Annotated in this window: 28 protein-coding genes; 16 read left to right on the top strand and 12 right to left on the bottom strand. The window is 60.7% G+C overall.

Translation table 11 applies throughout. The features are described 5' to 3' along the window. Window positions 1-83: 83 nt before the first annotated feature. Complete coding sequence (locus tag CAG34_RS10665; RefSeq protein ID WP_085589828.1) at window positions 84-1,871, bottom strand: thiamine pyrophosphate-requiring protein; 1,788 nt, start codon at window positions 1,869-1,871, stop codon at window positions 84-86. Between the two features lie 139 nt (window positions 1,872-2,010). Between CAG34_RS10665 and CAG34_RS10660 the strand changes: the two genes are divergently transcribed. From CAG34_RS10660 to CAG34_RS10615, 10 genes are all read left to right on the top strand, one after another. Next, window positions 2,011-2,544: a cupin domain-containing protein gene (locus CAG34_RS10660; protein ID WP_085589826.1), complete on the top strand. Its 534-nt coding sequence runs from the start codon at window positions 2,011-2,013 to the stop codon at window positions 2,542-2,544. A 100-nt stretch (window positions 2,545-2,644) separates the two neighbouring features. After that, the gene (locus CAG34_RS10655; RefSeq protein ID WP_003258752.1) at window positions 2,645-2,863 is read left to right on the top strand and encodes a hypothetical protein; all 219 of its coding nucleotides are present in this window, start codon (window positions 2,645-2,647) and stop codon (window positions 2,861-2,863) included. 18 nt (window positions 2,864-2,881) lie between these two features. Next, window positions 2,882-3,178 (top strand): hypothetical protein, encoded by a 297-nt coding sequence (locus CAG34_RS10650; protein WP_085589824.1) that lies wholly within the window; start codon window positions 2,882-2,884, stop codon window positions 3,176-3,178. Next, the gene (locus CAG34_RS10645; protein ID WP_085589822.1) at window positions 3,179-3,892 is read left to right on the top strand and encodes a DUF72 domain-containing protein; all 714 of its coding nucleotides are present in this window, start codon (window positions 3,179-3,181) and stop codon (window positions 3,890-3,892) included. A gap of 112 nt (window positions 3,893-4,004) precedes the next feature. Beyond that, on the top strand, window positions 4,005-4,301 hold the full coding sequence (locus CAG34_RS28875) for a DUF6555 family protein (RefSeq protein WP_025339190.1): 297 nt from the start codon (window positions 4,005-4,007) through the stop codon (window positions 4,299-4,301). Window positions 4,302-4,408: 107 nt separating this feature from the next. Next, entirely contained in the window at window positions 4,409-4,933 is a 525-nt protein-coding gene (locus tag CAG34_RS10635) for a hypothetical protein (protein WP_075045260.1), read from the top strand. A 240-nt stretch (window positions 4,934-5,173) separates the two neighbouring features. After that, window positions 5,174-5,761: a hypothetical protein gene (locus CAG34_RS10630; protein ID WP_085589820.1), complete on the top strand. Its 588-nt coding sequence runs from the start codon at window positions 5,174-5,176 to the stop codon at window positions 5,759-5,761. Beyond that, window positions 5,761-6,189: a phage holin family protein gene (locus CAG34_RS10625; protein ID WP_085589818.1), complete on the top strand. Its 429-nt coding sequence runs from the start codon at window positions 5,761-5,763 to the stop codon at window positions 6,187-6,189. Before CAG34_RS10630 ends, CAG34_RS10625 begins: the two co-directional genes overlap by 1 nt. Then, window positions 6,186-6,992 (top strand): DUF3618 domain-containing protein, encoded by an 807-nt coding sequence (locus CAG34_RS10620; RefSeq protein WP_085589816.1) that lies wholly within the window; start codon window positions 6,186-6,188, stop codon window positions 6,990-6,992. The genes CAG34_RS10625 and CAG34_RS10620 overlap by 4 nt, the downstream gene beginning before the upstream one ends. Window positions 6,993-7,094: 102 nt before the next feature. Further along, window positions 7,095-8,174, top strand: coding sequence for a peptidase M42 (locus CAG34_RS10615; protein ID WP_085589814.1), 1,080 nt, complete (start codon window positions 7,095-7,097; stop codon window positions 8,172-8,174). A 3-nt stretch (window positions 8,175-8,177) separates the two neighbouring features. Here the strand turns inward: CAG34_RS10615 and CAG34_RS10610 are convergent, their stop codons facing one another. The 6 genes from CAG34_RS10610 to CAG34_RS10585 form a co-directional block, all read right to left on the bottom strand. Beyond that, window positions 8,178-8,594, bottom strand: a complete 417-nt coding sequence (locus tag CAG34_RS10610) for a low affinity iron permease family protein (protein ID WP_085589812.1) — start codon at window positions 8,592-8,594, stop codon at window positions 8,178-8,180. A gap of 108 nt (window positions 8,595-8,702) precedes the next feature. After that, window positions 8,703-9,080, bottom strand: a complete 378-nt coding sequence (locus tag CAG34_RS10605; protein WP_085589810.1) for an NUDIX domain-containing protein — start codon at window positions 9,078-9,080, stop codon at window positions 8,703-8,705. Between the two features lie 66 nt (window positions 9,081-9,146). After that, a complete protein-coding gene (locus CAG34_RS10600) occupies window positions 9,147-9,461 on the bottom strand; it encodes a hypothetical protein (protein WP_085589808.1) in 315 nt (104 codons plus the stop codon). 213 nt (window positions 9,462-9,674) lie between these two features. Then, window positions 9,675-11,279, bottom strand: coding sequence for a hypothetical protein (locus tag CAG34_RS10595; RefSeq protein WP_085589806.1), 1,605 nt, complete (start codon window positions 11,277-11,279; stop codon window positions 9,675-9,677). A gap of 79 nt (window positions 11,280-11,358) precedes the next feature. Further along, window positions 11,359-13,095, bottom strand: coding sequence for a hypothetical protein (locus tag CAG34_RS10590; RefSeq protein ID WP_085589804.1), 1,737 nt, complete (start codon window positions 13,093-13,095; stop codon window positions 11,359-11,361). Further along, window positions 13,092-14,918 carry a tyrosinase family protein gene (locus tag CAG34_RS10585; RefSeq protein ID WP_170929271.1) on the bottom strand — a complete coding sequence of 609 codons (1,827 nt, stop codon included), beginning with the start codon at window positions 14,916-14,918 and terminating at the stop codon, window positions 13,092-13,094. The genes CAG34_RS10590 and CAG34_RS10585 overlap by 4 nt, the downstream gene beginning before the upstream one ends. Window positions 14,919-15,066: 148 nt before the next feature. Between CAG34_RS10585 and CAG34_RS10580 the strand changes: the two genes are divergently transcribed. After that, complete coding sequence (locus tag CAG34_RS10580) at window positions 15,067-15,546, top strand: Lrp/AsnC family transcriptional regulator (RefSeq protein WP_003258733.1); 480 nt, start codon at window positions 15,067-15,069, stop codon at window positions 15,544-15,546. A 262-nt stretch (window positions 15,547-15,808) separates the two neighbouring features. Here CAG34_RS10580 and CAG34_RS10575 read toward each other — a convergent pair whose 3' ends face one another. Then, entirely contained in the window at window positions 15,809-16,732 is a 924-nt protein-coding gene (locus CAG34_RS10575) for an AraC family transcriptional regulator (RefSeq protein WP_256573545.1), read from the bottom strand. 258 nt (window positions 16,733-16,990) lie between these two features. On the opposite strand from CAG34_RS10575, the gene CAG34_RS10570 reads away from it, so the two are divergent. Further along, entirely contained in the window at window positions 16,991-18,169 is a 1,179-nt protein-coding gene (locus CAG34_RS10570) for an MFS transporter (RefSeq protein WP_085589797.1), read from the top strand. Window positions 18,170-18,185: 16 nt separating this feature from the next. Here the strand turns inward: CAG34_RS10570 and CAG34_RS10565 are convergent, their stop codons facing one another. Then, the gene (locus CAG34_RS10565) at window positions 18,186-18,590 is read right to left on the bottom strand and encodes a helix-turn-helix domain-containing protein (protein WP_085589795.1); all 405 of its coding nucleotides are present in this window, start codon (window positions 18,588-18,590) and stop codon (window positions 18,186-18,188) included. Window positions 18,591-18,763: 173 nt separating this feature from the next. Next, a complete protein-coding gene (locus CAG34_RS10560) occupies window positions 18,764-19,450 on the bottom strand; it encodes a hydrolase (protein WP_003258732.1) in 687 nt (228 codons plus the stop codon). 263 nt (window positions 19,451-19,713) lie between these two features. Between CAG34_RS10560 and CAG34_RS10555 the strand changes: the two genes are divergently transcribed. Then, on the top strand, window positions 19,714-20,175 hold the full coding sequence (locus CAG34_RS10555) for a Rid family hydrolase (RefSeq protein WP_085589793.1): 462 nt from the start codon (window positions 19,714-19,716) through the stop codon (window positions 20,173-20,175). Window positions 20,176-20,195: 20 nt separating this feature from the next. On the opposite strand, the gene CAG34_RS10550 is transcribed toward CAG34_RS10555, so the two are convergent. Further along, window positions 20,196-21,122 carry a LysR family transcriptional regulator gene (locus tag CAG34_RS10550; protein ID WP_085589791.1) on the bottom strand — a complete coding sequence of 309 codons (927 nt, stop codon included), beginning with the start codon at window positions 21,120-21,122 and terminating at the stop codon, window positions 20,196-20,198. Window positions 21,123-21,340: 218 nt separating this feature from the next. Between CAG34_RS10550 and CAG34_RS10545 the strand changes: the two genes are divergently transcribed. Continuing rightward, on the top strand, window positions 21,341-21,763 hold the full coding sequence (locus CAG34_RS10545) for a hypothetical protein (protein WP_025339173.1): 423 nt from the start codon (window positions 21,341-21,343) through the stop codon (window positions 21,761-21,763). A gap of 336 nt (window positions 21,764-22,099) precedes the next feature. After that, window positions 22,100-22,369 (top strand): DUF3077 domain-containing protein, encoded by a 270-nt coding sequence (locus CAG34_RS10540; protein ID WP_025339172.1) that lies wholly within the window; start codon window positions 22,100-22,102, stop codon window positions 22,367-22,369. 86 nt (window positions 22,370-22,455) lie between these two features. Here CAG34_RS10540 and CAG34_RS10535 read toward each other — a convergent pair whose 3' ends face one another. Then, a complete protein-coding gene (locus CAG34_RS10535; protein ID WP_085589789.1) occupies window positions 22,456-23,007 on the bottom strand; it encodes a hypothetical protein in 552 nt (183 codons plus the stop codon). Window positions 23,008-23,389: 382 nt separating this feature from the next. Between CAG34_RS10535 and arfB the strand changes: the two genes are divergently transcribed. Continuing rightward, the gene (gene arfB / locus CAG34_RS10530) at window positions 23,390-23,803 is read left to right on the top strand and encodes an alternative ribosome rescue aminoacyl-tRNA hydrolase ArfB (protein ID WP_085589787.1); all 414 of its coding nucleotides are present in this window, start codon (window positions 23,390-23,392) and stop codon (window positions 23,801-23,803) included. Window positions 23,804-23,871 lie beyond the last annotated feature (68 nt).

Here is a 23,871-nt window from a genome sequence, read left to right as displayed (position 1 = left end):
ACTGTCTCTGCGCAGACGTGTGTCGACTGAGTGTAGTTGGCCAGGTGCCGGCGGGGTTGGTTGCGGCGGCTGCTGTGCACGTCTCATTTCTTGCCCGGCAATACCGAACCGAGAACTTGCCTGGCCGTCTGCACGATGACCCCAGCCTGGTCCGGGTCGCCCTTGAGCAGGCTGCTGGCGAACTTCTTCGCCTGTTCAAGCTTGATGTGCGGCGGCAAGGGAGGTACGTCCGGATCGGTCTTGAACTCGATCAACACCGGCCGGTCAGCCGCCAGGGCTCGCTCCCAGGCGTCGGCAATGTCTTCTTCGCGTTCCACATAGATGCCTTGCAAACCGATGGAGATGGCGAACAGATGGTAGGGCACATCAGGAATCGCCTGTGAGGCCTCGAACTTGGGGTCGCCCTCCATTACCCGTTGTTCCCAGGTCACCTGGTTGAGGTCTTCGTTGTTGAACACCGCGCAGATCCACTGTGGGTTTTCCCACAGGCGCCAGTACTTGGCGACGGTGATCAGCTCGGCCAGATTGTTCATCTGCATCGCCCCGTCACCCACCAATGCCACCACGCTGCGCTGCGGATGGGCGAACTTGGCGGCGATGGCATAGGGTACCGCCGCGCCCATGCTGGCCAGGCCTCCGGACAACGAGCACTGCATGCCCTGGCGTATCTGCAGGTCGCGGGCAAACCAGTTGGCGCAGGACCCGGAGTCGCTGGTGACGATGGCGTGGTCGGGCAGGCGAGGGGAGAGTTCGTGCACCACGCGCTGGGGGTTGATCGGGTCAGCCTTGAGCAAGGCGCGTTTCTGCAGGGTCTTGTCCCAGTCTGCGCGCCAGCCTTCGACCTTGTCGCGCCAACGGCGCTCGGTCTTGTGTTCGAGCAATGGCAGCAGTGCCCGCAGCGTTTCGCTGGCGTCGCCGACCAGGTTGACCTCCATGGGGTAGCGCAGGCTGAGCATGTCTGGCTGCAAATCGATCTGCACGCCACGGGCCTGGCCTTCCTCAGGCAGGAATTCGGCGTAGGGGAAACCAGAGCCGATCATCAGCAAGGTGTCGCATTCGTTCATCAACCGATAACTCGGTTCGGTACCTAGCAGCCCGATGGCGCCGGTGACCCATGGCAGGTCGTCTGGCACTACGGCCTTGCCCAGCAGCGCCTTGGCCACGCCTGCACCAAGCGTTTCAGCTACCGCGATCACCTGCTCGGTGGCTTGCAGTGCACCGGCACCGACCAGGATCGCCACTTTTCGTCCGGCGTTGAGTACCTCGGCGGCACGTTGCAGGTCCTGCTCGAAAGGCACCACCTTGGGCCTGCTGTAGCCGATGCCGGAATGCACCGTGCCATGGGCTTTCGGTGGTTCGTGGTAGGGCAGGTCCTGCAGGTCGTTGGGCAGGATGATTGCGGTGACCCGGCGTTCGCCGACGGCGGTACGTACAGCGCGATCGAGCAAGTGGCGCACCTGTTCCGGAGTCGAAGCCTGCTGGACGAAGGCACCTGCGACGTCCTTGAACATCGACAGCAGGTCCAGCTCCTGCTGGTAATGCCCGCCAAGCGCTGCTCGCGCCTGCTGACCGACGATGGCCAGCACTGGCTGGTGATCCATGCGCGCGTCATACAGGCCGGTAAGCAGATGTGAAGCGCCGGGGCCGGAGGTGGCAATGCACACGCCCAATTCGCCGGTGAACTTGGCATGGGCGCTGGCCATGAAGGCCGCCATTTCCTCGTGGCGTGCCTGGATGAACTGGATCTTGCCCTCGGCCCGGCTCAACGCCCCGAATACCCCGTTGATGCCGTCGCCGGGGTAGCCGAAGATGCGCCGCACCCCCCATTGATACAAGCGCTCCACCAGAAAGTCGCCTACCGTGCTGGTCATTGCCTTCTCCCGTCCTGTGACCGATAGGGGTCTGGACTTGGCTCGGATCGGGAAAGTTTCAAGCGTGTGCGCACTGGTCTACCGACTGGAACCTTGCATGAGCCATCGGGTTCGCAAGTGAACGGACAACAGGATCAGGATGCTCGACATGAATGCGACAGACACTGCGGGTGCCACCGTGCAGACCTTGTATTTCAAGGACGACGGTGCAACGCCGAACAGCCGTTTTCCGGTATTGCTGTACCGCTTGCAACTCAACCCGTCGCAAGACTGCGCCAGTGCCTTCGAGGCGCTGTTCACCGCACACCAGTGGGTGCCGCTGTGGCGCGGTGGGATCTTCGATTACCATCACTTCCACCCCAATGCTCATGAAGTTCTTGGCGTCGCATGCGGCAGGGCGCGGGTGACGCTGGGCGGCGAAGCGGGGCAGACCATAAGCGTGAAGTGCGGCGACGTACTGGTACTGCCGGCAGGAACTGGCCATCGCTGCGTCGAGAGCAGCGACGATTTTCTGGTGGTCGGCGCCTATCCCAAGGGGCAGGAAAACTACGATATCCAGCGCCCAGAAAGCGCAGCGCACCAGCAGGCGCTGGCGCGAATCGCTTCCGTGCCCGACCCCGCACAAGACCCGGTCAACGGCACGCGTGGCGCCCTGATGACGGCCTGGCGCTGAGTTCCTGAGCCGGTCGTCGTCGCTGCTGAACGGCTGCATTCAAGCCAGGATCAATCGAGCTGAGTCGCCTGATTTCACTCAGCCAGCAGGAGTTACAGCGATGGCCAAGTACCTGTACCTGATCAGCTACATCCTCGACAACCAACCCGGCACCTGCGAGTTGCGCAGCGACCAGGAGGACCTGAGCCGCGAAGCGGCGCGCGATTACCTGCAAGGCATGCACCGCAACGAAGCGTCATCTTTCACTGACGTGCAGGTGCAGCGTCTGGAGCACGACCATGAGCCAGGCACATCGCCGGGGCATTATCAGCAGCCATGAAAAGGTGAGGGCTGGCAGATGAAACGAAGAGGTGAAACCTACAGACGGTGGTGCGACCCGATCCTGCACCATCAGACCCATGAGGAAACGCTCGGCACCGGCACCTGCCTGGAGGTGCAGACGCGCTTGTCACGCACAGGCGCCACGCAGTTGTTCATCGGGGTCTATCGCACCGACGGTTCGGTGCTATACGAACGGATCTACGACCAGCGCGCAGGGGAAACCATGAGGCGGGCGCTGCTGTGGGGTGTTGGGTATGCCCGGCGCGTCGCGGGTGAGTGCGAGGCGTTGCGTAGCGAACCAGCAGGTAGTTGAATGATTCATCTGGGTTGCGCTGGCTGGAGCCTGTCGAGCCGTTACGCCGAGGCATTTGCGCAGCCCGGTAGCCACCTGCAACGCTACGCCAGCCGCTTCAATGCGGTGGAAATCAACAGTTCCTTCTACCGACCCCATCGCCCCGAAACCTACGCCCGTTGGGCTGCGTCCGTGCCTGAGCATTTCCGCTTTGCGGTGAAGGTGCCCAAGGCCATCAGCCATGAGCAGCGGCTCTGCGGGTGCGAGGATGCGCTGGACAGGTTTCTTGCTCAATGCGGGCAGTTGGGCGACCGCCTGGGTTGCCTGCTGGTACAACTGCCGCCATCGCTTGGCCATGACCCCGAGCATGCGCGACGTTTCTTCGAAAGCCTGCGGCAACGGTATGACGGGCCGGTAGCGCTGGAGCCCAGGCACGCCAGCTGGCAATCGGCGCAGCCGATGCTGGTCGATTTGCGCATCGCCCAGGTTGCCGCGAGCCCGTCGCGTTTCGTTACCGATGCGCAACCGGCTGGTTGGCCAGGGCTGGTCTACTGGCGCCTGCATGGCGAACCGAGGATCTACCACAGCGAGTATCCCGACGAATATCTGCAGCGTCTGGCTGAACGCTTGCAGCACAGCCTTGCCGCTGGAGTGCCCACCTGGTGCATTTTCGACAACACCGCCTCCGGTGCTGCGATAGCCGATGCACTGGCTCTGGAGCGGCATTTGCACTGAGGACGTGATGGAAACATGGCGATGGAAAAGACCGATGACCAACCAGTCAAAATTAATGAATCTTTTTACACGTTGCTCGCTCCATTAGTCTGAATTGGTGGAGGAGAGTGCAATGGCTGGACAGCAGTTGTATGTGATCGAGTACGAGCTTCATGGGGAATTTCGCACCTTCATCATCCGGCTTGAGCGTATGGACAACGCCGAAGCCTGGCACTGGGCAAGTTGCGATGCTGGCGTGGGTATCATTCCACGGTTCGGCCAGCACAAGATCAAGAAGGTCAGCCGGCCGATGGCTGAGCGCTACGGCATCAACAATGTGCGCTGGCGGGTATCGGGCGACGGGCCGGAGTTCGTCGCACCGACCATTGATGTAAAGAAATTCTCCAATAGCGGTACCGGCGGTACCTGAAGCTTGTCGTGACCAGGACCTGCCTGAAATCTTCAGGCAGGCCTTCATTCATGGGTTCACTTCTCAAGTTTCGAGGCACCATCATTCTCATTTTCAGGAGCCAGTACGTGCCGCAAATCATCACTCCAGGCACCCCTGAACACGAGATCAGCGAGCGGAACGCCCGTATGTTCGGTTCGCCAAAAGAGCGCCTTGATTTCTACCGCCGTGAAATCCAGTACGAGACCAGCATCCTCGCCAACCGCACTGACGCCTATCTTGCCGCACAGTCGTTTCTGGTGATCGCCTTCGTATCGTCGATGGGTAACCTCAACCAGAGCTGGGGCGAGATGTTCACGCTGGTGGTTCCGCCGTTTCTCGCATTGCTGGGGGTGTTGAGTTCACTCAATGCCTGGCCGGGCATTCGCGCGGCCTACAAGATCATCGAGCACTGGCAATTGAAACAGAGCCACCTTCTGCGCAGCGAGCCACTGATGGGTCTGGCATATGACGAATCGCCACTGTTCAGCGAGGCGGAAACCTCCCTGGCCGGGCACCGCAAGTCGTTGTTGTTTTCGCTGCGTACACCTTGGATATTCCTGGTCTTCTGGATGATTCTCGGTATTTACGCGGTCTTCATCCAGCTGGCCTGAGCAGCTCGGCTGCCCCCGAGACAACGCGGTGCTCCAATCGTTGTCGACGCTGATTACCGCCACCTTCAAAGCCTTTGCTCCGGTACCAATAACCAGGGTTGATTGCGCCATTTTCTCTGGGTCTCCAAGCAAATGTCATAGATCACAAACGCTGAACTCCTGCCGCCTCACCTGCGTCCCTCGAATGAATGCCTCAGTAAAGACGGCATCCACCCAACAATCAGCTTCGAGGGCGAAACGATGGACAAGACCAATCAAAGCTCGACCTCTCCACCCGGCAGCACCCAGGAACATGCCTTGATCGATGACGCCGGTGCGCTGCTTGGCGAGGCCAGGCACAGAGGCAGCGAGCAGTTCGAACACTACCGCGATAACGCAGCCGATCAGCTTGATTCGCTTGAGGAGGGGGCGCGCTCGGCTGCTGCTGCGCTGCAAGGCAACGACAGTCTCGGGCTGTCGCAGTACCTGAACCAGGCAGCAGAGTGCGTGGGTGAGTTTGCCGAGCAGGTACGCCATGAAAGTGCCGAAAGCCTGCTGCAGCGTGGTGCTCAGTTGGCCAGGAGCAACCCGGCGCTCTTCCTGGCCGGTAGCGTCGCCATCGGGTTTGCCGTATCGCGTTTCATGCGAGCCAGCACCAGCCATGAGTCCACTACCCCTGCGTCGTCCGCTGATTGGCGCCAGTCCCGCCCCGCGCAGCCCGTGCCTGATCGTGGTAGCGACGTATCCAACCGTGAACCTTTCACCCCCGTCGACCCAGTCGGCCCTGGTGCAGGCACGCCGGTCAGTGGCAGCCCGTTCGAGCGCGATCCACTCAAAGGAGGTGAATGATGAACAAAGACCCCTTGCATACCACCCCAGGCTTGCACACGGTGGAAGACGACGCCGTCGGTGTTGGCGGTTTGTTGCGCCAGCTGATGCGGGAAGTACCGGACCTGTTTACCAAAGAGCTGGCGCTGGCCAAGGCAGAGCTTCAGCAGAACCTCACCGCCCTCAAGGCCGGTACGGCTGCGGTGGCGGCGGGCGCGATCGTGATGCTGGCGGGCTTCGTCATCCTGTTGCTGGCGGCAGTCTACGCCCTGGCGATGGTGGTCGAGCCTTGGCTGGCAGCCTTGATCGTGGGCGCGGTCACCTTGGTGATCGGGTTCATCATGTTGCAGTCGGGCAAGAAACAGTTCGAACCCACGCACCTGGCCCCTGACCGCACCTTGCATGCCATGCAGCAGGACAAGGACACGCTGAAGAGGAAACTGCCATGACCACTTCCTTCGAACATGAAGCGCACAAAGACCCTGACTTGCTCGAGCAGGAAATCAACGCCAAGCGCGAGCACATCAGCGATCTGGTGGACGCCCTCGAACAGCGCCTGAGCCCGGGCCAGATAGTCGACCGAGTCCTGGCCTATGCCAAAGGCAATGGCGGCGAGTTCTTCCAGAACCTGGGCACCACCCTCAAGAACAACCCCGTACCCGCTACCCTGACGGTACTGGGCCTGGCTTGGCTGGGCCTGAACCAGAACCGCCCCTTCAACCCCGGGCCTGCGCACCAGGGCCCGGGGTTGGGCGAAAAGCTCGGCGACGCGGTGGACACGGTGAAGGGCGCTTTCGCGCAGGCGGGGGAGGCCGTGCACGACGCCAGCCAGAAGGTGCGCATGAAAGCCCATGACATGCGCGATCGGGCCAGCGAGCTTGGCAGCGGCGCCCGCGACTCCGTGGGGGCTTCTGCAGATACCCTGCGCCATTCGGCACACAAGGCCGCAGACCAGGCCACGGCTCTGAAAGGCCAGTTCGATCATCTGCTTCAGGAGCAACCGCTGGTATTGGCCGCTTTGGGGATAGCACTGGGTGCGGCATTGGGGGCGGCGCTACCCAGTACCCGCAAGGAAGACCAGCTGATGGGCGCCAGCAGCGATCGCTTGACCGACACACTCAAGGCCAAGGGTCGCGAGGTGAAGGCGTCGGTCGAAGAGTCGCTCGATCAGGCGGGTGGTAAAGCGTCGACACAGGCAGAGCGCAGGCCTGGAGACGCCGACCTTTCCTCGGGGTTGGGCTTCAATTCCTGATCCTGCGGCATCTTCGTCGTCGGCCCAACTGCCCCGGCAGAGGGCCGGCGGCTATCTGTGTGCAGGACAATCGCTTGCAGCTTGAATAAGGGAGGCTCTGCTGTGAAGATCGACGCGTTGTTGACCGAACTCCTCAATGCCCGTGGCCCCGGAGGGCAAGAGGATGAGGTGCGGGCTATTTGCCTTCGAGAGCTCGGCAGTTATTGCGATGACACGCACACCGATGCCGCCGGCAACGTGGTGGGGGTCATTCGCGCCGGGCTTGCATGCAATCCACAGACAGCCATACGTGTAATGGCCCATCTCGATGAGATCGCGATGATCGTCAAGAATGTCCACGAGAACGGCACCCTGGAGGTGCTGGCCCTCGGGGGAGCGCAACCGATCAGCTTTGGTGTCTGCCCCGTCGATATCTTGGGTGATGAGCAAATCCTGCCTGGCGTGCTGTCCATTGGCTCGATGCACAGTAGCGGTCGGACTGCCAACGGAAGAGATGTGCTGGCGGGAAACGTTCAGTGGAAGGACGTCCACGTGGTCACACGCAAGACCCGGCAGGACCTCCAGGAATTGGGGGTTCGGCCGGGTACCCGGGTCGTGCTCAGCCAGCACTGGCGTCAGCCATTCAAAGTACAGGACTGTATTGCTGCCCACTTTCTCGATGACCGTGCTCCCATCAGTGCTGTCATCCTCTGTGCGAAGCTGCTGAGTGAAAGGCGGGAGGCGTTGCAGCGGGATGTCTGGTTCGTGCTCACCACGCTGGAGGAGGAATCGAATGCCGGTGCCATGTACGCCGCGTCCCGGTTGCCCGGCGATACCACCATTGCCGTCGAGGTCGGCCCGGTGCTTGATGAGTATGGTACGGAGCTATCAGTCAACCCGATCATCAATACCGGTGACCAGAAGGGCTACTACAGTCGCACCGTGGTGCAAGGCCTGATCGCAGCTGGCCGCAAGGCAGGTTATGAGCCGCAGGCGGCATTGCTCGTCGACTTCGCGTCAGATGCGAGTACGGTATTGAGCGCGGGGATCGATGCCCGGGCGGGCTGTATCGCGATCCCGACAGAGAATACCCATGGCTTTGAGATGGTGCTCCTGGACGGCATTTCAGCCTGTGCTGAAACCTTGGCTGAACTTCTGCTGGGCTGCCAGGACGAACAGCACGCAACGAACGACCATAATTGACCTCTAGCGCTGCAGGTTGTCCCGAGCGGCATCGTTTGCCTGCTGCTCGCGAGGCGACTGTGGGGCCGTTTCGCAGTTTCGGCCCATCGCCTGATACTCCTTGCGAAGTTGATGGATCTCTCGGTTGTCGAGAGATTCGAGACCTAGTACCGATTGCTCTGCGGACTTTGTAGCGCGGATCAGTTCGTCGAGCTTCACGTGGATGATGTCGTTGTCACGGTTCTGGGTGTTCTGAATCAGAAACACCATCAGGAAAGTGATGATGGTCGTCGATGTGTTGACGATCAGTTGCCAGGTGTCGTTGTAGTGAAACCAGGGCCCGGACGCAGCCCACAGGGTGATGAGCACCACGGCGATGAGGAAGGTACTTGGTTTACCAGCGTGCTTGGCGAGCCATTGGCAGAACAGCGCGAATTTCATGGTGTTATCTCCACTGCTATCTACAGCGCAAGCTTGCCCTGTGGGCGTACGCTTGCGTGCAAGCTGGTGCCGGAACACTTTCCGCGTTTCGCTGATAATCGGGTACCCCTACACAGGGAGCAGGTGCTCTCGTTCAAGCAGCTGGATGTTGGACGGCTTGACCTGCACTTCGTGAAGTTCAGGCGCTGTAAACCAGCGACACTCCACGATCTCGTGATCTGCGGTAGGTTTTGCGCCAGGCTCGACAGGCAGCTGATAGAGGTAGTGTTCCTCGCCTGCGAGCACGTAATGGTTGAGGAATCGAGCACCATTGAAGGGTAGGCAAGTCTCCTCCATCAGCTCGCGCTGCGCGGCGTCCAGATGATGCTCGCCTGGATCTATTTTCCCGCCTGGCAACGACCATTCAGCGCTTTGCTTGCGCACGAAAAGGATGCGTCCTGCTTGCAGGCAAATGACCGTCGAATGTCGTTCTCTGGAGTTGTTCATCAGGAGCCTCCTGTACGATGGAGGTGGCATCAGGGCAGATATCACCCTGATGCCCGCCGCTGCTGATCAGCGATCTTTATCCCACTGCGGATCATCTGCCTGGTTTTGCTGGCCGCCCATGCGGTCCTTGTCTGTCAGGTTCTGGTTCTGCTTGTCGGTCGTACGTTGGCCGCCTTGGCTCCCTGTGTCACGGGAACGTTCCCAGTCCTTGTTCATCTTGTCCTCAGGTTTCTGGCCGGACTGGCTGCCACCTTGCTGCTGTTGGCCGGGCATCCGGCCGCCCGAACCCTGGCCGCCTTGCTGGCCGGTGCCGGCAGTGTTGTTACCCATGCCGGTGTCAGCATTGCCTTGGTTGCCACCCTTGTCTTGATTGTTTGCCATGATCGCTTACCTCAGGTCAGACACAGGAAGGTCTGTGTGTACTGTTATGACCGAAGCCCGTTCCCGCGGTGTGCAAGGAATATTTGGCAAGCTGACTAAACGCATTAATTTCAAGGGTGCGAAATTTTGGTGTGTGGCCAGGCACCTACCTGAAGGGCAAAGCGCGATAGGCGAATCCCTGTTCGGGGCGATCGGTGATCGCCCCTTTGCTGTTCAGGGTCGGTCCTTGAGGGTTTCGAAGGCTTTGATGCTTTTGATCAGGCTTTTGTTGCTGGCGGAACCGGCACTGTTGAACAGGAAGGAGAAGTCCGAGGCCAACGAAGGGCTGCCGGCAATCGTCGCGTACTGATGGCACTGGTTGCAGTCGTCACCCTGCACGTAGGTCTCCATGGTGGTGTTGGCCACCGGCACATTGCCCTGGCTGATGAACGGCCCGTACGACAGCGGCACCTGCGCGTTGGCGCCCGGTTCCGGGCTGGGCGGATTGGGGGCGAGGGTCCACAGTACGTTGACCAGCTTGTAGTACTGGAACACCGACTTGCCTTGGCTGTGCTGCGCGAAGTTGGCTTGCACCGCGCTGTTGAGGGCTTGCAGGTCGCCGGGCACGGGGTGTTCGCGGGTGGTCTGTACCGGCTGGTCGCGTGGGAAGAGATCGGTGCAGTCCTTGTCGGGATGCGTTTGCTTGCACTGGATACGGGCTTGGTTTGGTGTGCACTCGGGGCCGTTGCCACAGTCAGGGTTGTTGAAGGCAAACCCGTTTGGCGGGGTTTGTTGCGGCGGGACCTGGGCCGGTTCGGGCACGTTGTCCACCTGCTCGAAGGTGGTCCAGATGAAGTTGGGCGAAGCCTGGGTCTTGTTGATGATATGCAGGCCCACCAGCCCCACCACCTCCTGGGTACACTCCAGCGTGTCGGGGCGTTTGAGCCAGGCGACGGTAGTCAGGTAGCGCCCGAACAGCTCGGGTTTTCCGGTCAGCACCCGCCAGGCGGCCTTGAGCTCGATCGCGCCCAGTTGCTCCTGTGGCACTGGGGAGGTCGGCAGTGAGCGCATCGGTTCGCCGATTGGCAGCGACAGGCCCTCCGGTGTCTGGCCGTCGAGGTTTTGCGCGACCTTCAACTGGTTGGCGGCGTCGTAGAGCCCCTTGTCGACGATGTAGTCGAACTCGGCCTTGCCCACCTTGCGTTCAAAAAACACCAGTTTGCCCGCCTGGTCCGTCAGCCAGCCGCCGGACGCTTCCATGACCGGGTCGGGAATGGACGCAAGTGTCCCGGTCGACAGGTGGAAACCGTGCAAGGCATTGATCGCGCCTTCGGAGGTGGCGTTCATGAACTTGCGTGCGCCGACCTTGAGTGCCTTGAGGCTACCCTGGGTACTGCAGCCGGACGGTACCAGGGTTTGCACGCCCCAACCGGTGGGCGTGGGGGCACCGGGCAGGAAGATGTCGTTGGCGTCCTTGTAGCTGGCCCATACCGGGGCCACGCTCATGGGCTGACCCGGTGCGGAGGGGACCCCGAACTGCGCCAGCGTGCTTTGCATGTCGGGTTCGCCCGCCAGGCTGGCGGTGGCCGGCCAACCGGGGTTCACCGGCCAGTTCAAGGCAATGAACAGCTGCCAGCCAAAGCAGTTCATGAACGCCTGGCTGGTGGCATTGAAGTTGTTGACCGGCAGGAATCCCCCGCTGGCCGGGTTGAATACCAATTGCTGCTGCACACAGGTATCGGCGTCCGACAGCGTGGCCGCCGTGGCGGGTTGCAGCGTCGACAGGCACAGCAGAATGCCGCACAGCAGCGACAGAAGACTCAAGCGTGACCTGGACATCATTGCGCTCCTTGCAAGCTGTGAAGCCGCACCCGAAGGTGCGGCGGTAGAGGGGCGTAAGTGGCGTGACTGGCGTGGCTCAGGCGCCAGGCACCAGCGCCAGGCCGGACTCCCAAGGGTGGTCTGTCGCGCTCACGTTCACGTCTTCACCCGGGTTGAGGGCACGCACTGTCACCAGGCCGGGTGCTGCGGAGGGGCTGACCGTGATGGTCAGAATGTAGGCCTGGGTGCCGCCCGAGTTGGTCTGGCCGGGAATGGCCGACGCGTCGGGCAGGTACTGGGTGACCTGCGCCGTCACCCCAGGGTTGGAGAATTGCACCCTTGCATTCTGCGCCGTGGTAGTCGGGTCGGCGCCTTGCACCACCAGCACGAACTGGTTGCTGCTACCCGGTGCAAGCCAGGCGGGCAGGTCGGTTGGGGATTGCCCGTAGAACAGGTCCAGCGGCAGCAGTTGCACTGGCCAGGGTTGCAGGCCGGCCACCCGGTCCTGCACGCATGGGAATGCTTGAGGCGTGGCGCTGAGCGGCTTGACGGTGACGCTCAGGCCGACCAGCAGTTGTTGGGCGATGACCCACACATAGTTGACCTTCTGGTTGTTGATGGTGATGTCATTGATCGAGAAGCCGGCGCTTTCCGGCACTTCGAACACCGCCTGCAGGATCTGGTCGGAACCATTGGCAGCCGACTTGGCCGTACCGCGCGTGATGCGCCAGTACTGGCTCACGTCCTGGCCTTGCGGGCCCTTCCAGGCGCTGAAATCGGTGGGCTGTTGCAAGTACAGGCCAATGGGGTTGGTCAGCGACAGTCGGTTGTTCACCGCCGTGGTATTGGCCATGAAACCGATGTGCGGATCAGAGTTGCGATAGTTCTGCCCGTACTGCGCGCAGCAGATCAACGACTGGGCGTTCTGGCTGCTGCTCACCGGGCGCAGGATGGTGGCGGCGGCGGCCAGGTACACCTCGGCGCTGAGGGTATTGGGGCCGGAGGTCAGGTGCATCGCACCGCCGAACTGGCCGGGCACACAGGCCGTTCCGGCGTTCCATTTGTTGACGGTGTCGTAGGCCGGCTTGCCGGTGGTGGGGTCGATGACCGGGTCGCCGGCCTTGCCGGTCGGGCCGTCGGTGGTGTAGCGCAGGTACAGGTCTTCGAGTTGCACGTTCGGGTCGACGTAGTCGCGGTACAGGCCCAGTACTGCGTTCGGGTCGATACGCCACATGGTCAGGAAGTACGCGGGGTTTTCGCAGGTGAAGGTGATCTTGCGCATGTTGCCGTTGGCATCGCGCACGATCGACCACTCGCAGTACTCGTCGAGCCAGCCCCGTGGGCCGGAAGGCGAGAACGCCGTGTACTTGCCGTTCCAGTCGATGCTCGGGCAGCGCTTGGCCGGCAGTTGCAGCACGGTACCTTGTTTGTTGGGGTCGTAGAGCATGTAGAGGGTGTTGTCGAGGGTGATCTGGCCGTGGTCGGTCAACTCCATCACTTGGTCCAGGGTCATGGCCTTGCCACCCAACTGGGGAATGACCGCCGCACCGTTGTTGTAGAAGAAGGTCCAGAGCCGGTTGGGGAAGGGCGCCCAGGTGATCGCCGGGGCGGTCACGTCGCCGAAGCCTTCCACCAGCGGGTTGTAGTAACCCGAGCGGGGGGCGTCGTTCAGGCCCGACCAGGGGTTGCCGATGATGGACGATTCGGTCCAGCCGGTGAGGTTGTTGTTCCAGTCGGTTTCAAACTGCGGCAACTGGTCTTCCAGGCCCAGCTTGTTGTAGTCCTTGGGGGCTTGGCCGGCGGGAGAGGTGAACTGCTTGAAGGGCGTGCTCATGTCGGTTCTCCTGATGTGCGTGAGGTGGAAGCAGAGCAGCAGCCGGCGACCGGGGGCGGGCCGGCGAGGGTCTGGCGCGGGTCGTCCCACACCAGTTGGGCGATGAAACCGGGCAGGGTCGTGTATTCGTCAGGCGTCAGCACGCGGCCGCTGTCGAGGTGAGTCACCACCAGCGACAACTGCACCGCATCGCCGCGGGCAAGGCCCAGCGCAGCGGCGTTGCGGGCCGCATTCAGTGCGCGGGACACGCCGTGGGTGATGCACCGGCCCTTGTCGTCCACCAGCCCCATGCCGATACGGCTGAAGCGCCCCACGTAATGGGGGTTGTCGGCGCTGACGTGCTGCGTGGCAGCGTCGGGCTGGTCGAGAAAGACATCGATCAGATAGGTGTCATGGGTGCAGCGCACATGATCGAACACCACCCACGGCCCGGGCCCTGCGGCGTTGCCCGCGGCAGGCCCGGCTTTCGCGCTGTGCTTGCAGCAGGCGCCGGTGGCCGCCTTGGGCGCGCCGAACTGTGGGGCCACCGGCACGCCGTAGTCGTAGCCGATGTGCCGGCTGTCCTGGGCCATGTCGCCGATGGTGGTGTAGCGCCAGGCGTCGGCGCTGGTGAAGGTGAGCTGCGTGGCGTCGTGGCCGGAGAACGGCTGGAGAAGGCACTGCGTGGTGTATTGCGCCCCGGGGTTGGCCCTGATCCAGACCTCGAGCATGCGGTCGATGTTGGCGTGGTAGGAGCAGAACACCGGGTCGAAGGCGGTGTAGGCGTTGTCGGCCATGTCGCCGCCGATCCAGCCGTGATAGTTGTCGTGGGGTTGCTCGTACAGGCCGTCGAAGTTGAGGGCACGATTGGGGTACAGGCTGTCCTTCTGGGGCGGGTCGAACACCGGGATGTTGGCCCACGGATAACCGGGCACACCCTGTGGTTGGCTGAAGGTGGTGAACTTCAGGGCATCCACCACCTGTTGCTGGAAAATCCGGCTCATGCCGTACAAACGGGCGCGATCCGAGCGCGAGTCGTCACCGTGGGTGTAGAACAACCGGTCGCGTTGCACATACCGGCAGTCCACCCCCTTGGCCGCGCCGCTGGCGCACACCTTGGAACAACCGTCCTTGGCGGCCGCGTAGCGCAGGGGATTGGGCCGGGTTTCGCCGGTGTGCGGGTGCACATAGGTTTCATCGAGAAACGCCTGGGGCAGGCCGGCCTGCGGGCTGCCGTCGACGCTGGCATCTTCGGCCATCCAGTCCCAGTAGGGAATGGCACAGTCGATCAGTTGTTCCAGGTACAACAGGTAGGCCCGGTGCCAGAGGGCAAACGCCTCCTGGTAATGCAGGCACCAGTTGGTGTGGATGTAGGCGTAACGTTGCCAAGGCGAGCCACTGTCGGGGTCGCCCACCTGCATCACGTCGTCCAGGCGGGCGCGGTACAGGTTCAGTTCCTCAAGGCTCAGGGCGCGGATGTCCTTTCTCACCCGCCTGACCGATTGGGGCAGGTCTGGTGGCGGGATGCGTTCGGCCAGATCGAAGGGAGAATCGGCGTCCAGGCGCCAGCCCTGGTTGACCCACAACCTGAAGGTTTCCAGGGCATCGATCGGCCAGAACTGTTGCTGGTCGAGGGTCAGCGGCATGTTGCGCGAGGCCAGGTGCTGGTAGATGGTTTCTGACCAGGTTTTGACCGAGTCCGGGTCGTCCAGGTAGACGAAATAGGCGTTCATGCACCCGGTCCAGGAGGCTGCCACGGCCGCGCGCTGCGCAGCGGGGATCCAGTAGGGAGCGGTAAAAAGGCCGTGGATGTCCGCGGTCCATGTCGGTTTCGCGATGATCATAAGGTCCTTCTCATGCGCCCCGCAGGCGGGCTGCTAAGCTCAGTTGATGGTAAAGAGCTGGCGCGCAGGGAATCGTGCAAATTGGCGCGTCCTTGCGGCGGATTCATTGCAGTTTTTCAAGGAAGACACGTGAAAAATGACAGACGCCATGGATCTGAAGATTCTGGGAAAGCTGCAAAAGGATTGCAGCCAGAATCTGGAGTTGCTGAGCGACAGCGTCGGGCTGTCTTCCACCAGTTGCTACCGGCGTATCAGGCGCCTGGAGAGCGCAGGCATCATCAAGGCCAAGGTCGCGATACTGGACGAACGCAAGCTTGGCATTCAGGTGACGGCCTTCTTTCTGGTGAAGCTGGACCGCGACAGCAACGACATTGACCGCAAGATGCAGCACATCCTGGCCAGCCACCCGGAAATTCAGGACTGCTACCTGATGACGGGCGAGTTCGACTTCGTGATGGTTGCCAAGTTTCGCGATGCCACCGAGTACACCGACTATATCTACCGGTTTCTCGACACTTACCGGGATATTCCGATTCGCACTTATTCCTCGACGTTGGTGGTGCGTACGGTGAAGAAATCGTATGAATTGCCGCTGGGAGGAGGGCTGCAGCAGGCTGTCGATGCCTGACAGAAAGCCATGGCAGCGCAACGCGGTCAGCTGTTGTAGGAGCGGCCTTGTGTCGCGAAAGGGCTGCAAGGCAGCCCCGGCAATTTGTGCATCTGCGCTGAAACCCTGGGGGCTGCTTCGCAGCCCTTTCGCGACACAAGGCCGCTCCTACAAGGACCCGTGCAGGCCAGAAGATTGTTGCAAGACATGCGCGGTCTCTGTGGGAGCGGGCATGCCCGCGAAGAAGCCAACGCGCTGTGTATCCCAAGGCACCAGACGGTCGCTATTTCGTAGTCAAAGGCCAAGGAAGGCAGTCGCCCTGTTCCATTCTTTCTGCACCCAGGCGTAACTCCGAGATATCGCGTTTCGGCGGCGTACCGAACTGCCGCCCATATTCGCGACTGAACTGCGAAGGGCTTTCATAGCCGACCTTGAAGGCTGCCGTGGCAGCATCCAGGTGTTCATTGAGCATCAGCCGTTTTGCCTCGTTCAACCTCAACCACTTCTGATACTGCAGCGGGCTCATCGCGGTGAGCTGGCGGAAGTGCTGATGGAAGGTTGAAAGCCCCATCTGCACCCGAGAGGCCAATTCATCTACCCGCAACGGCGCGGCGTAGTTCAGCTTCAGCCAGTCGATGGCCTTGGCGATTCGATGCCCCTTGCTGCCGACCGAGGCGATGTAGCGGAGCAGGGGGGCCTGGTCGCTCTGTAGCAACCGGTAGTGGATTTCTCGCTGAATCAGCGGCCAGAGCACGGGTATCGCATCAGGCTCTTCCAAAAGCCCGATCAGTCGGCTGAAGCTCTCCAGCAGCTTCGGGCTTAGCAAACCCACGCCGGCGCTTGCGTGAACAGACTGGCTGCCCGCCGGCAGGCGGCCATCTTGCGCGATCAACTCTGCCAGTGTACGCAGGTCGAGCTTGAACACCAGGCCCAGGCAAGGTGCGCCTTCGCTGGCCATCGTCACTGCCGAATGGGCGGGGATGTTCAGCGAGGTGACCAGGAACCGGGTCGAGTCATAAGGGAACACGTCGCCGCCGATGACCATTTCCTTGGCGCCCTGCACGACCAGCACGATGCTTGGCTCGACGATACAGGTGACCGGTGGGGCCGGTGCGTTGCGTCGGTAGACGCTGAGGTCCGCGATGCGTGTCGCGAAATCGCCAGCCGTTGGCGCGTGGGCGCCGATGACCTTGCACAGCGTGGCCATCGGGTGCGCGTGTGAGGTCGGTTGTGTGGTGGCGGACATAGGAAGCCTCAGGTCATCTCTTGGAAAGACACTACTCGCGCGTCACTTCCGCTGTCCATGCCCCGTCGACAGGGTCTGGAGAATCAGGCAAGAAAACTGGTCGTTTGATCTACTGATACGCCGTTTTTCGCGAGGAAGATGGGCGGCAGGCAATGTTGCCAAAGTGCTCGAGTAACGCGAGGGCACCCGCTTTTCATAACCTGCTGCACGAGAACCACCATGACCAGCTCAGCGATCCCCCTTCAACATTCCAGCAGACAGGTCTGGGGCGCCGTGCTGGCAATGTCACTCTGCGCCTTTGCCCTGGTAGCGTCCGAATTTCTGCCGGTGAGCCTGCTTACACCACTTGCCACTGATTTGTCGCTTACCGAAGGCCAGGCCGGCCAAGCCATTTCGATCTCGGGTTTCTTCGCCGTAGTCACCAGTTTGTTGCTGTCCACCCTGACGCAGGGTATTGATCGAAAACCTGTCCTGTTGGCCACCACGGCGCTAATGCTGGTTTCCGGTGCAATGGTGGCGTTTGCCCCGAACTACCCGACCTTGATGTTGGGGCGGGCCGTGCTTGGGATCGCCATTGGTGGATATTGGTCGATGTCCACCGCAGTGATGATGCGTATCGCGCCTGAAGCCCTCGTTCCCAAGGCCATTGCCGTGATGCAGGGCGGTACTGCGCTGGCTACGGCAATCGCGGCCCCGGTCGGTAGTTACCTGGGCGGCCTGATCGGCTGGAGAGGGGCCTTCTTCTGCGTCGTACCTTTGGCCGCCATTGCGTTGATCTGGCAGGCCTTCACGCTGCCGGCGATGCCTGGCGAGCGCGGTACGGCTTCGGCGACCGCATCCCTGCGTTTGCTGCTAGACAGCAAGGTTGCGCTTGGCATGGCTGCAGTTGCATTGCTCTTCATGGGGCAGTTCACGCTGTTCACCTACCTTCGCCCGTTCCTGGAAACCGTGACACAGGTGGACGTGCCCACGTTGTCGCTGCTTCTGCTGATCATCGGCGTCGCGGGGCTGGTGGGAACGATGATGGTAGGTTCGCTCGTAGGCCGGCATCTGTTCAGAGTGCTGCCCGGTATTCCACTGCTCATGGCCGTCATCGCATTCGCTGTGATTTCGACAGGTTCCTGGGTCGTCCCGACGGCGGTGCTGCTTGGTGGCTGGGGCTTGATTGCCACTTGTGCGCCAGTGGGCTGGTTCACCTGGCTGGCCAGGATGCTGCCCGAGGACGCCGAGGCCGGGGGAGGCCTGATGGTCGCGGTGATACAACTGGCGATCACCGTAGGTGCGACCTTAGGTGGGGTGCTTTATGACGGCGTTGGGTACCAGGCGACCTTCATCGCCAGTGGGATGATGCTCTTGGTAGCGACTGCCTTGACCATGAGGGTAGGGCGGCATCGATAGAGTACAAATGTGCTCCCTAATTGAGCAAAGGCTCAGCCAGCATAGACGCCTGTCGCTGCCAAGCCTGCGGCGACATCCCCTCGGCCTTCACGAATGTGCGACAAAAGTGGGACTGATCGCAGAAACCGCACTCCAGTGCGATCTCAGCGAGCATCATTCCCGAGCCCCCCAGTAGTTCCTTGCTTTTGCGCAACCGTTGTTCACGCATCCACTGCTGCGGGGGCACATGCAGGGTATCCCTGAACATTCGTGTGAAATGGCTACGCGACAGCGAGCAGGCTTGGGCGAGTTCCGTAACAGTTATGCCGGTGTCCAGGTTCTCCAGCATCAACCTCTTGGCAGTCGTGACCTGCCAGGGCTTGAGGAGCCCGGTCGTTTTCAGTGCGACAGTCGCCAGCACAGTGCAGTGATCGCTGTTCATACAAATCCATTAATCAATGAAGTGGGCACGCACGTTTCGAGTGGGCAGAGCAGGCCACTGCAGCCTCGGGCGGGCTACAGACGATAACGCTCGATTCGATGGCCTGGCTCAGCCAGCCGGCGTACCCATCAGCGGGTCAATGAACAGCCCCTGGAGGCAGGGGCTGGCAATGGTCAGACAGCGGCAGCAACCGGGGCCAGGGTTGGGCCGTGCTGAACGCGCTCTGGTGCTTTGTGCACCATGGTGTAGGCATAGTCGACACCCATGCCGTAGGCGCCGGAGTGTTCTTTCACCAGTTCCATGACGGCATCGTAGGTGTCGCGGTTTTTCCAGTCGCGCTGCCACTCCAGCAGCACTTGTTGCCAGGTCACCGGAATCACGCCTGCCTGAATCATGCGCTGCATGGCGTAGTCGTGGGCTTCCTTGGTGGTGCCACCGGAGGCGTCGGCAACCATGTAGATTTCATAGCCGGCATCGTTCATCGCCGACAGTGCGAAGGTGGTGTTGCACACCTCCGTCCACAGGCCGGAAACGATGATCTTGTTGCGCCCGTTTTTCTTGAGCGCGTCACGCACCTTCTGGTCATCCCAGGAGTTCATGGAGGTTCGCTCCAGCAGCGGAGCGTCGGGGAAGACGGCGAGCAGCTCGGGGTAGGTGTGCCCAGAGAAGCTTTCAGTCTCGACCGTCGTGATGGTGGTGGGCACATTGAAGATCCTGGCTGCCTTGGCCAGGCCTACGGTGTTGTTTTTCAGGGTCTGGCGGTCGATGCTCTGAACGCCGAAGGCCATCTGTGGCTGCTGATCGATGAAGATCAGTTGGCTGTTGAATGGGGTCAGTACTTCAGTTTTCGGATTGTTCATTTGTGTTCCCTGTCAGCTGGATGATGGTCATCGCACAAGTCACGGCGCCTGCTTTGTGCAGACTGTGCTGAGGCACTGGATGACCTCCTCAGTGATGCCCGTTGCTTGAGTCCGAGCACAAGATAGCGAATCGCAGAGCGAAGCGGTGGCGCACTTTTGCGCTCTCAGGAGCGCATCAATGCGCCATTTGCTTGCTCATCCTGCTGCTAGGATTCGCACGCAAACGCGGATCTACCTGATCCGGTTTACGCCAGGAGAAAGCGATGGCAGCTTCACAACCACTCAACAAACAAACCGCCTATTGGGGCGTTCCGTGGGAGAATTCTTACGGGTATCCGCAGGCACGGCGGGTAGGGAACGAGATCTACGTATCGGGCCAGTTCAATCATGACGAAGAAGGCAACCTGGTCGCGCCGGCACCCCTGGATCGTGACGGCAGGCCCTGTGATTTCTCTTCGATGGGGGATCAGATGCGCGCCGCCTACGACAATATCGCCAAGCTGCTCGCGCTGTATGGCGCGACGCTTGAAGATGTCGTGGAAGAGACGCTCTACGTACTGGACATGGACGCGGCCTTTGCCGTGGTCGGCAAGGTGCGCAAGGCCGCCTACGGCACGGAACGGCCTCAATGCGCCAGCAACATCATCGGCGTCTCGAGGCTTGCCCAGCGCCCACAGCTGATCGAAATCGCCTGCAAAGCGGTACTTGGCTCACACGCTGAGTGACCCGCACTCCCGGTTTCGCTCTACGTGACCGGGAGTACCAGTTGGCCCTCGATCAACGGCTTCTGGTTGGCAACGGCAGCTGCACAGAACGTCATGAATGCTTTGACCCGCCACGATTTGCGGATGTCCTGGTGCGTCAGCAGCCACAGCTCATCCTGCAGCTCCGGCACCACAGGGCCGACGCGTTCAAGCCCAGGCGTGATATCACCCAGCATGCAGGGCAAGAAACCCACCCCCAGGCCCGCCGCGATTGCAGCACTTGCCGCCGCAACCGAATCGGTGCGGTACGAGATGCACTCGGCAGCGACCCTGTTTTCGACATAGCTCGTTGCCTTGAGCCCGCGTAGCGCCGCGGAATAGGAAACCCATGCCTGGCCTTCCGTGAACAGAGGAGTAGGCGACGTGTGGTTGCTGCGGCCGTAGGGAGCCCAGGCGATTGTGGCCAGTTTGCGGCCCACCAGGCTTTCGGCGGGTTTCCTGGTCGCCCGAACCGCAATATCCGACTCGTCTCGCGCAAGGCTCAGTGATTCGTTGCCCACCAGCACCTCAATCGTGATTCCTTCATTGAGGGCCTTGAAGTCCGCGATGATGGGGGTGAGGAAGTAAAGCAGCAGTGAGTCGCTGGTGGTGATACGAAGCTTTCCGAGTGGCCCCTGGCCGGCACGTGAGACACGCCGCGTCACGCTGACAATGTCCAGCTCCACGCGCTCGGCGAGGGCACGCAATTCCGCGCCCTCGATGGTGAGCAGATAGCCTGATTTGCGGTGATCGAACAAGGCTACGCCAAGTGTTTTTTCAACCTGGGAGACCCTGCGGGAGACGGTGGACACGTTGATGCCGAGCTTCTTGGCTGTGGCAGCGCGACTGCCACACTCACTGAGCGTTTTGATGATCCGCAGGTCGTCCCAAGAGAGCTGGTTGGCAGCCTCGCCCACCTCCCATTTCACGTCCTTGGGGGCAACCGGGGTAATTGGGACATTTCCAGGTAACGACTTCACGAAATCCGTTCCAGATCAGATTGCGACGATCATACGAGAAGGGGCTGCGTGAACCAAGTATCAGCATGAAGGCGAAGGAGGGGGCTTCGGTCGTCCCTTCATGCGCACATCGACACTTGTCGGCGTTATCCTGAATAGTGAGCCCAGGAGCCTTTGGGGAACTACCCATGCGCAAGTTGACACTGTTGTTCGCGATCGCTGCATTTGCGGGTTGCCAGGCGCCGATGCCCACTGCCAACCCACAGATGGCTTGGGTCGATCTCTCGACGCCATTCCCGAATGACCGTGTGCTGTTGGCCGAACGCCTGGATAAACAACGCCTGCGCGACGGGCGCTTCTTTGAGGTCAGCCCCGGCAGCCATGAATTGGTCGTCAGGTTCGACTACGAAGTAAATGGTGGCGGTGGCATCAGCCTGATGGGAGGTACCACGGTAAGGCAATGCTACCTGACCCTCGACTACGAGCATTTCAAGGCTGGGCAGCGCTACGTGCTCGAGGCCCGCTCCATGGCCATGACGCCAGAGGCGAGGCTTTATGACGCGAAGGGAGAGATTGTGGCAGAGGTTAGGGAATTCTATTGCCTGATGTGATGATGAATCGTTCGTTGTTCATTGATTACAACTAGCCTCGAAAAATCAGATTTTTTCGCTTTCTTGTAGGGCATTTCCCAAAGATACTGTTGCCGCCTATTTTCCGTTGCGGGTGCCCTGGCAGGGCTCTAGTCTGGGCCTGTCGCTGCTCATCAGTGACACGGCTTTGACAGGCCGTAACGGTTTAAGCATTCGGCTTTCTTTATGGTGGCTGTGCGTGGGGCACGCTTGCGTGCGCCGGAACTTGCTTATTCCGCCGGTCTGTCAACCTACGTACAGCTGCCACCCTTCTGTTTGACAGCAGTCAGGTGGCGCACTCATAAAGGTAATAAGCAACTGACTACTGACGAATCGAACGAGAAAACCACCGTAGGCAAGACCACGTTCTACCAAGGTGAAAACCAGACCCATCCGTTGTTTCGCATCGAAGCCGGCATTCCTTGCAAGAGCGCTCGGGAGCAGTCTTCGGAATTGATGGGGTACGTGCGGGAACTGACGATTGTCGGGTTGATGGATGAAAAGCCGATGATGATCTGGGCTGCGCATTACCTGAGCGCATTGGCCAAGGCGCTTATGGATGATGCCGAACTGGGTATGATGCGCTGAGTTCACTCCACCCGTGGCGGTCCGCGAAACGCGGCCGCCTTCACATCAGTGTATGTCTTACGTCCGCCCCGGATGTAGGCATACGCTCAAACGGCGATGAGCTTCCGGTTCGGATCTTGCTGCATGAAGAGCAGGATGTCGAAGACCCGACCAGGCTCGAATTGAAGGGCAGGGTGATCGCTCTTCAAAACGGCTTCAGTCAATAGCTCCTTGTTTTGCTCCCAGCATTGACCAAGCGTGAAGGGCAGCCTGCAGAGCTTTTGTCCGGCAGCTTTTTGGGTGTCGCTGGGGAGCAGGTAGCGAGAACTGCTGAATCCTTGAAAACCCGCGTGCTGCAATCCTTTTCTTACCTGGCTATCCAATGCTGGCATGAATCCCGTTATCAGCAGTAATGCTTTCATGGGGTAAGTGACATTGGTGTTATTAACGAACAGAGCCTCGGCCAGCATCTTCAAGACCCCGAGCAGATCTGCATCAAAATGAGCCGCTGACGGATAAAGCGCCTCGGTGGTGAAGATCCGTTCATCTGCGGATGACAGCGCGAATCCACGCAGTTGGTGACTGTCAAAACGGACAAGCTTGGCGTGTAGGTTCGGGTCGCAAAGCCTTGCTGCGGCTTGAGAAGGCAGGTGCAGCATCGGGGCCTTTCTCGCGCCTGCGCCCTAGTTCATCAAAGCACTTCGAAGCGCGTCGGCCAGCGCTGTGGCGTTTTGCGTCGTGAGTGCAGTCAGGTAGGCTGCTGAAATTTTCCTCACCCGAGAAAAGTCTTCATGGTAAGAGGAATTGAATCTGTTGATCGCGGAACGGATGTCTATCTCTTCACCAACCACTCTAAGCATGTTCGATCCATTGGGTAAGGCTAGGCACCCCGGAAGTGAGTATGACCAGCGGCGCCAGAACGTATTAGCGGCCAGAATACCATCAAATGGCCATCTTTGAGCCTCGGTCTCTCGGATCGAACAGACTTCCCGGATTGCTTGGCGAACCTGGATAATGGAGGGGAATCACAAGGGCCATGCCATGCTGACCATCTCTAATAACGTGCATCTGCCAGATGCCGACATCGAACTGACATACATCCGCGCGCAAGGCGCAGGTGGGCAGAATGTCAACAAGGTGTCCAGCGCCGTGCACCTGCGCTTCGACATTCACGCCTCGTCGCTGCCCGAGTTTTACAAGGAGCGGCTGTTGGCGCTGCGTGACAGTCGCATCACCGGCGACGGCGTGTTGATCATCAAGGCACAACAATACCGCACACAAGAGCAGAACCGTGTTGACGCACTGGCGCGTCTTGCCGAGTTGATCATCAATGCAGGCAAGACCGAGAAGAAACGCCGTCCCACCAAGCCGACCCTCGGCTCGAAGACCCGCCGCCTCGAAGGAAAAGCCAGGCGCAGCACTGTCAAGGCGGGTCGGGGCAAGGTGGAGTTCTAGGCTCTGTACCAAAAGAGATGTCGCAAACACCGGAGCGAAGAAGCCGAGCTCAATCAGGATCTGCTTCG

This window comes from Pseudomonas sp. B14(2017), assembly GCF_002113255.1.
Lineage (GTDB): Bacteria > Pseudomonadota > Gammaproteobacteria > Pseudomonadales > Pseudomonadaceae > Aquipseudomonas > Aquipseudomonas putida_Z.
Note: the sequence above shows the minus strand (reverse complement) of the source record. Positions and strands in the feature narration are given on the sequence as shown.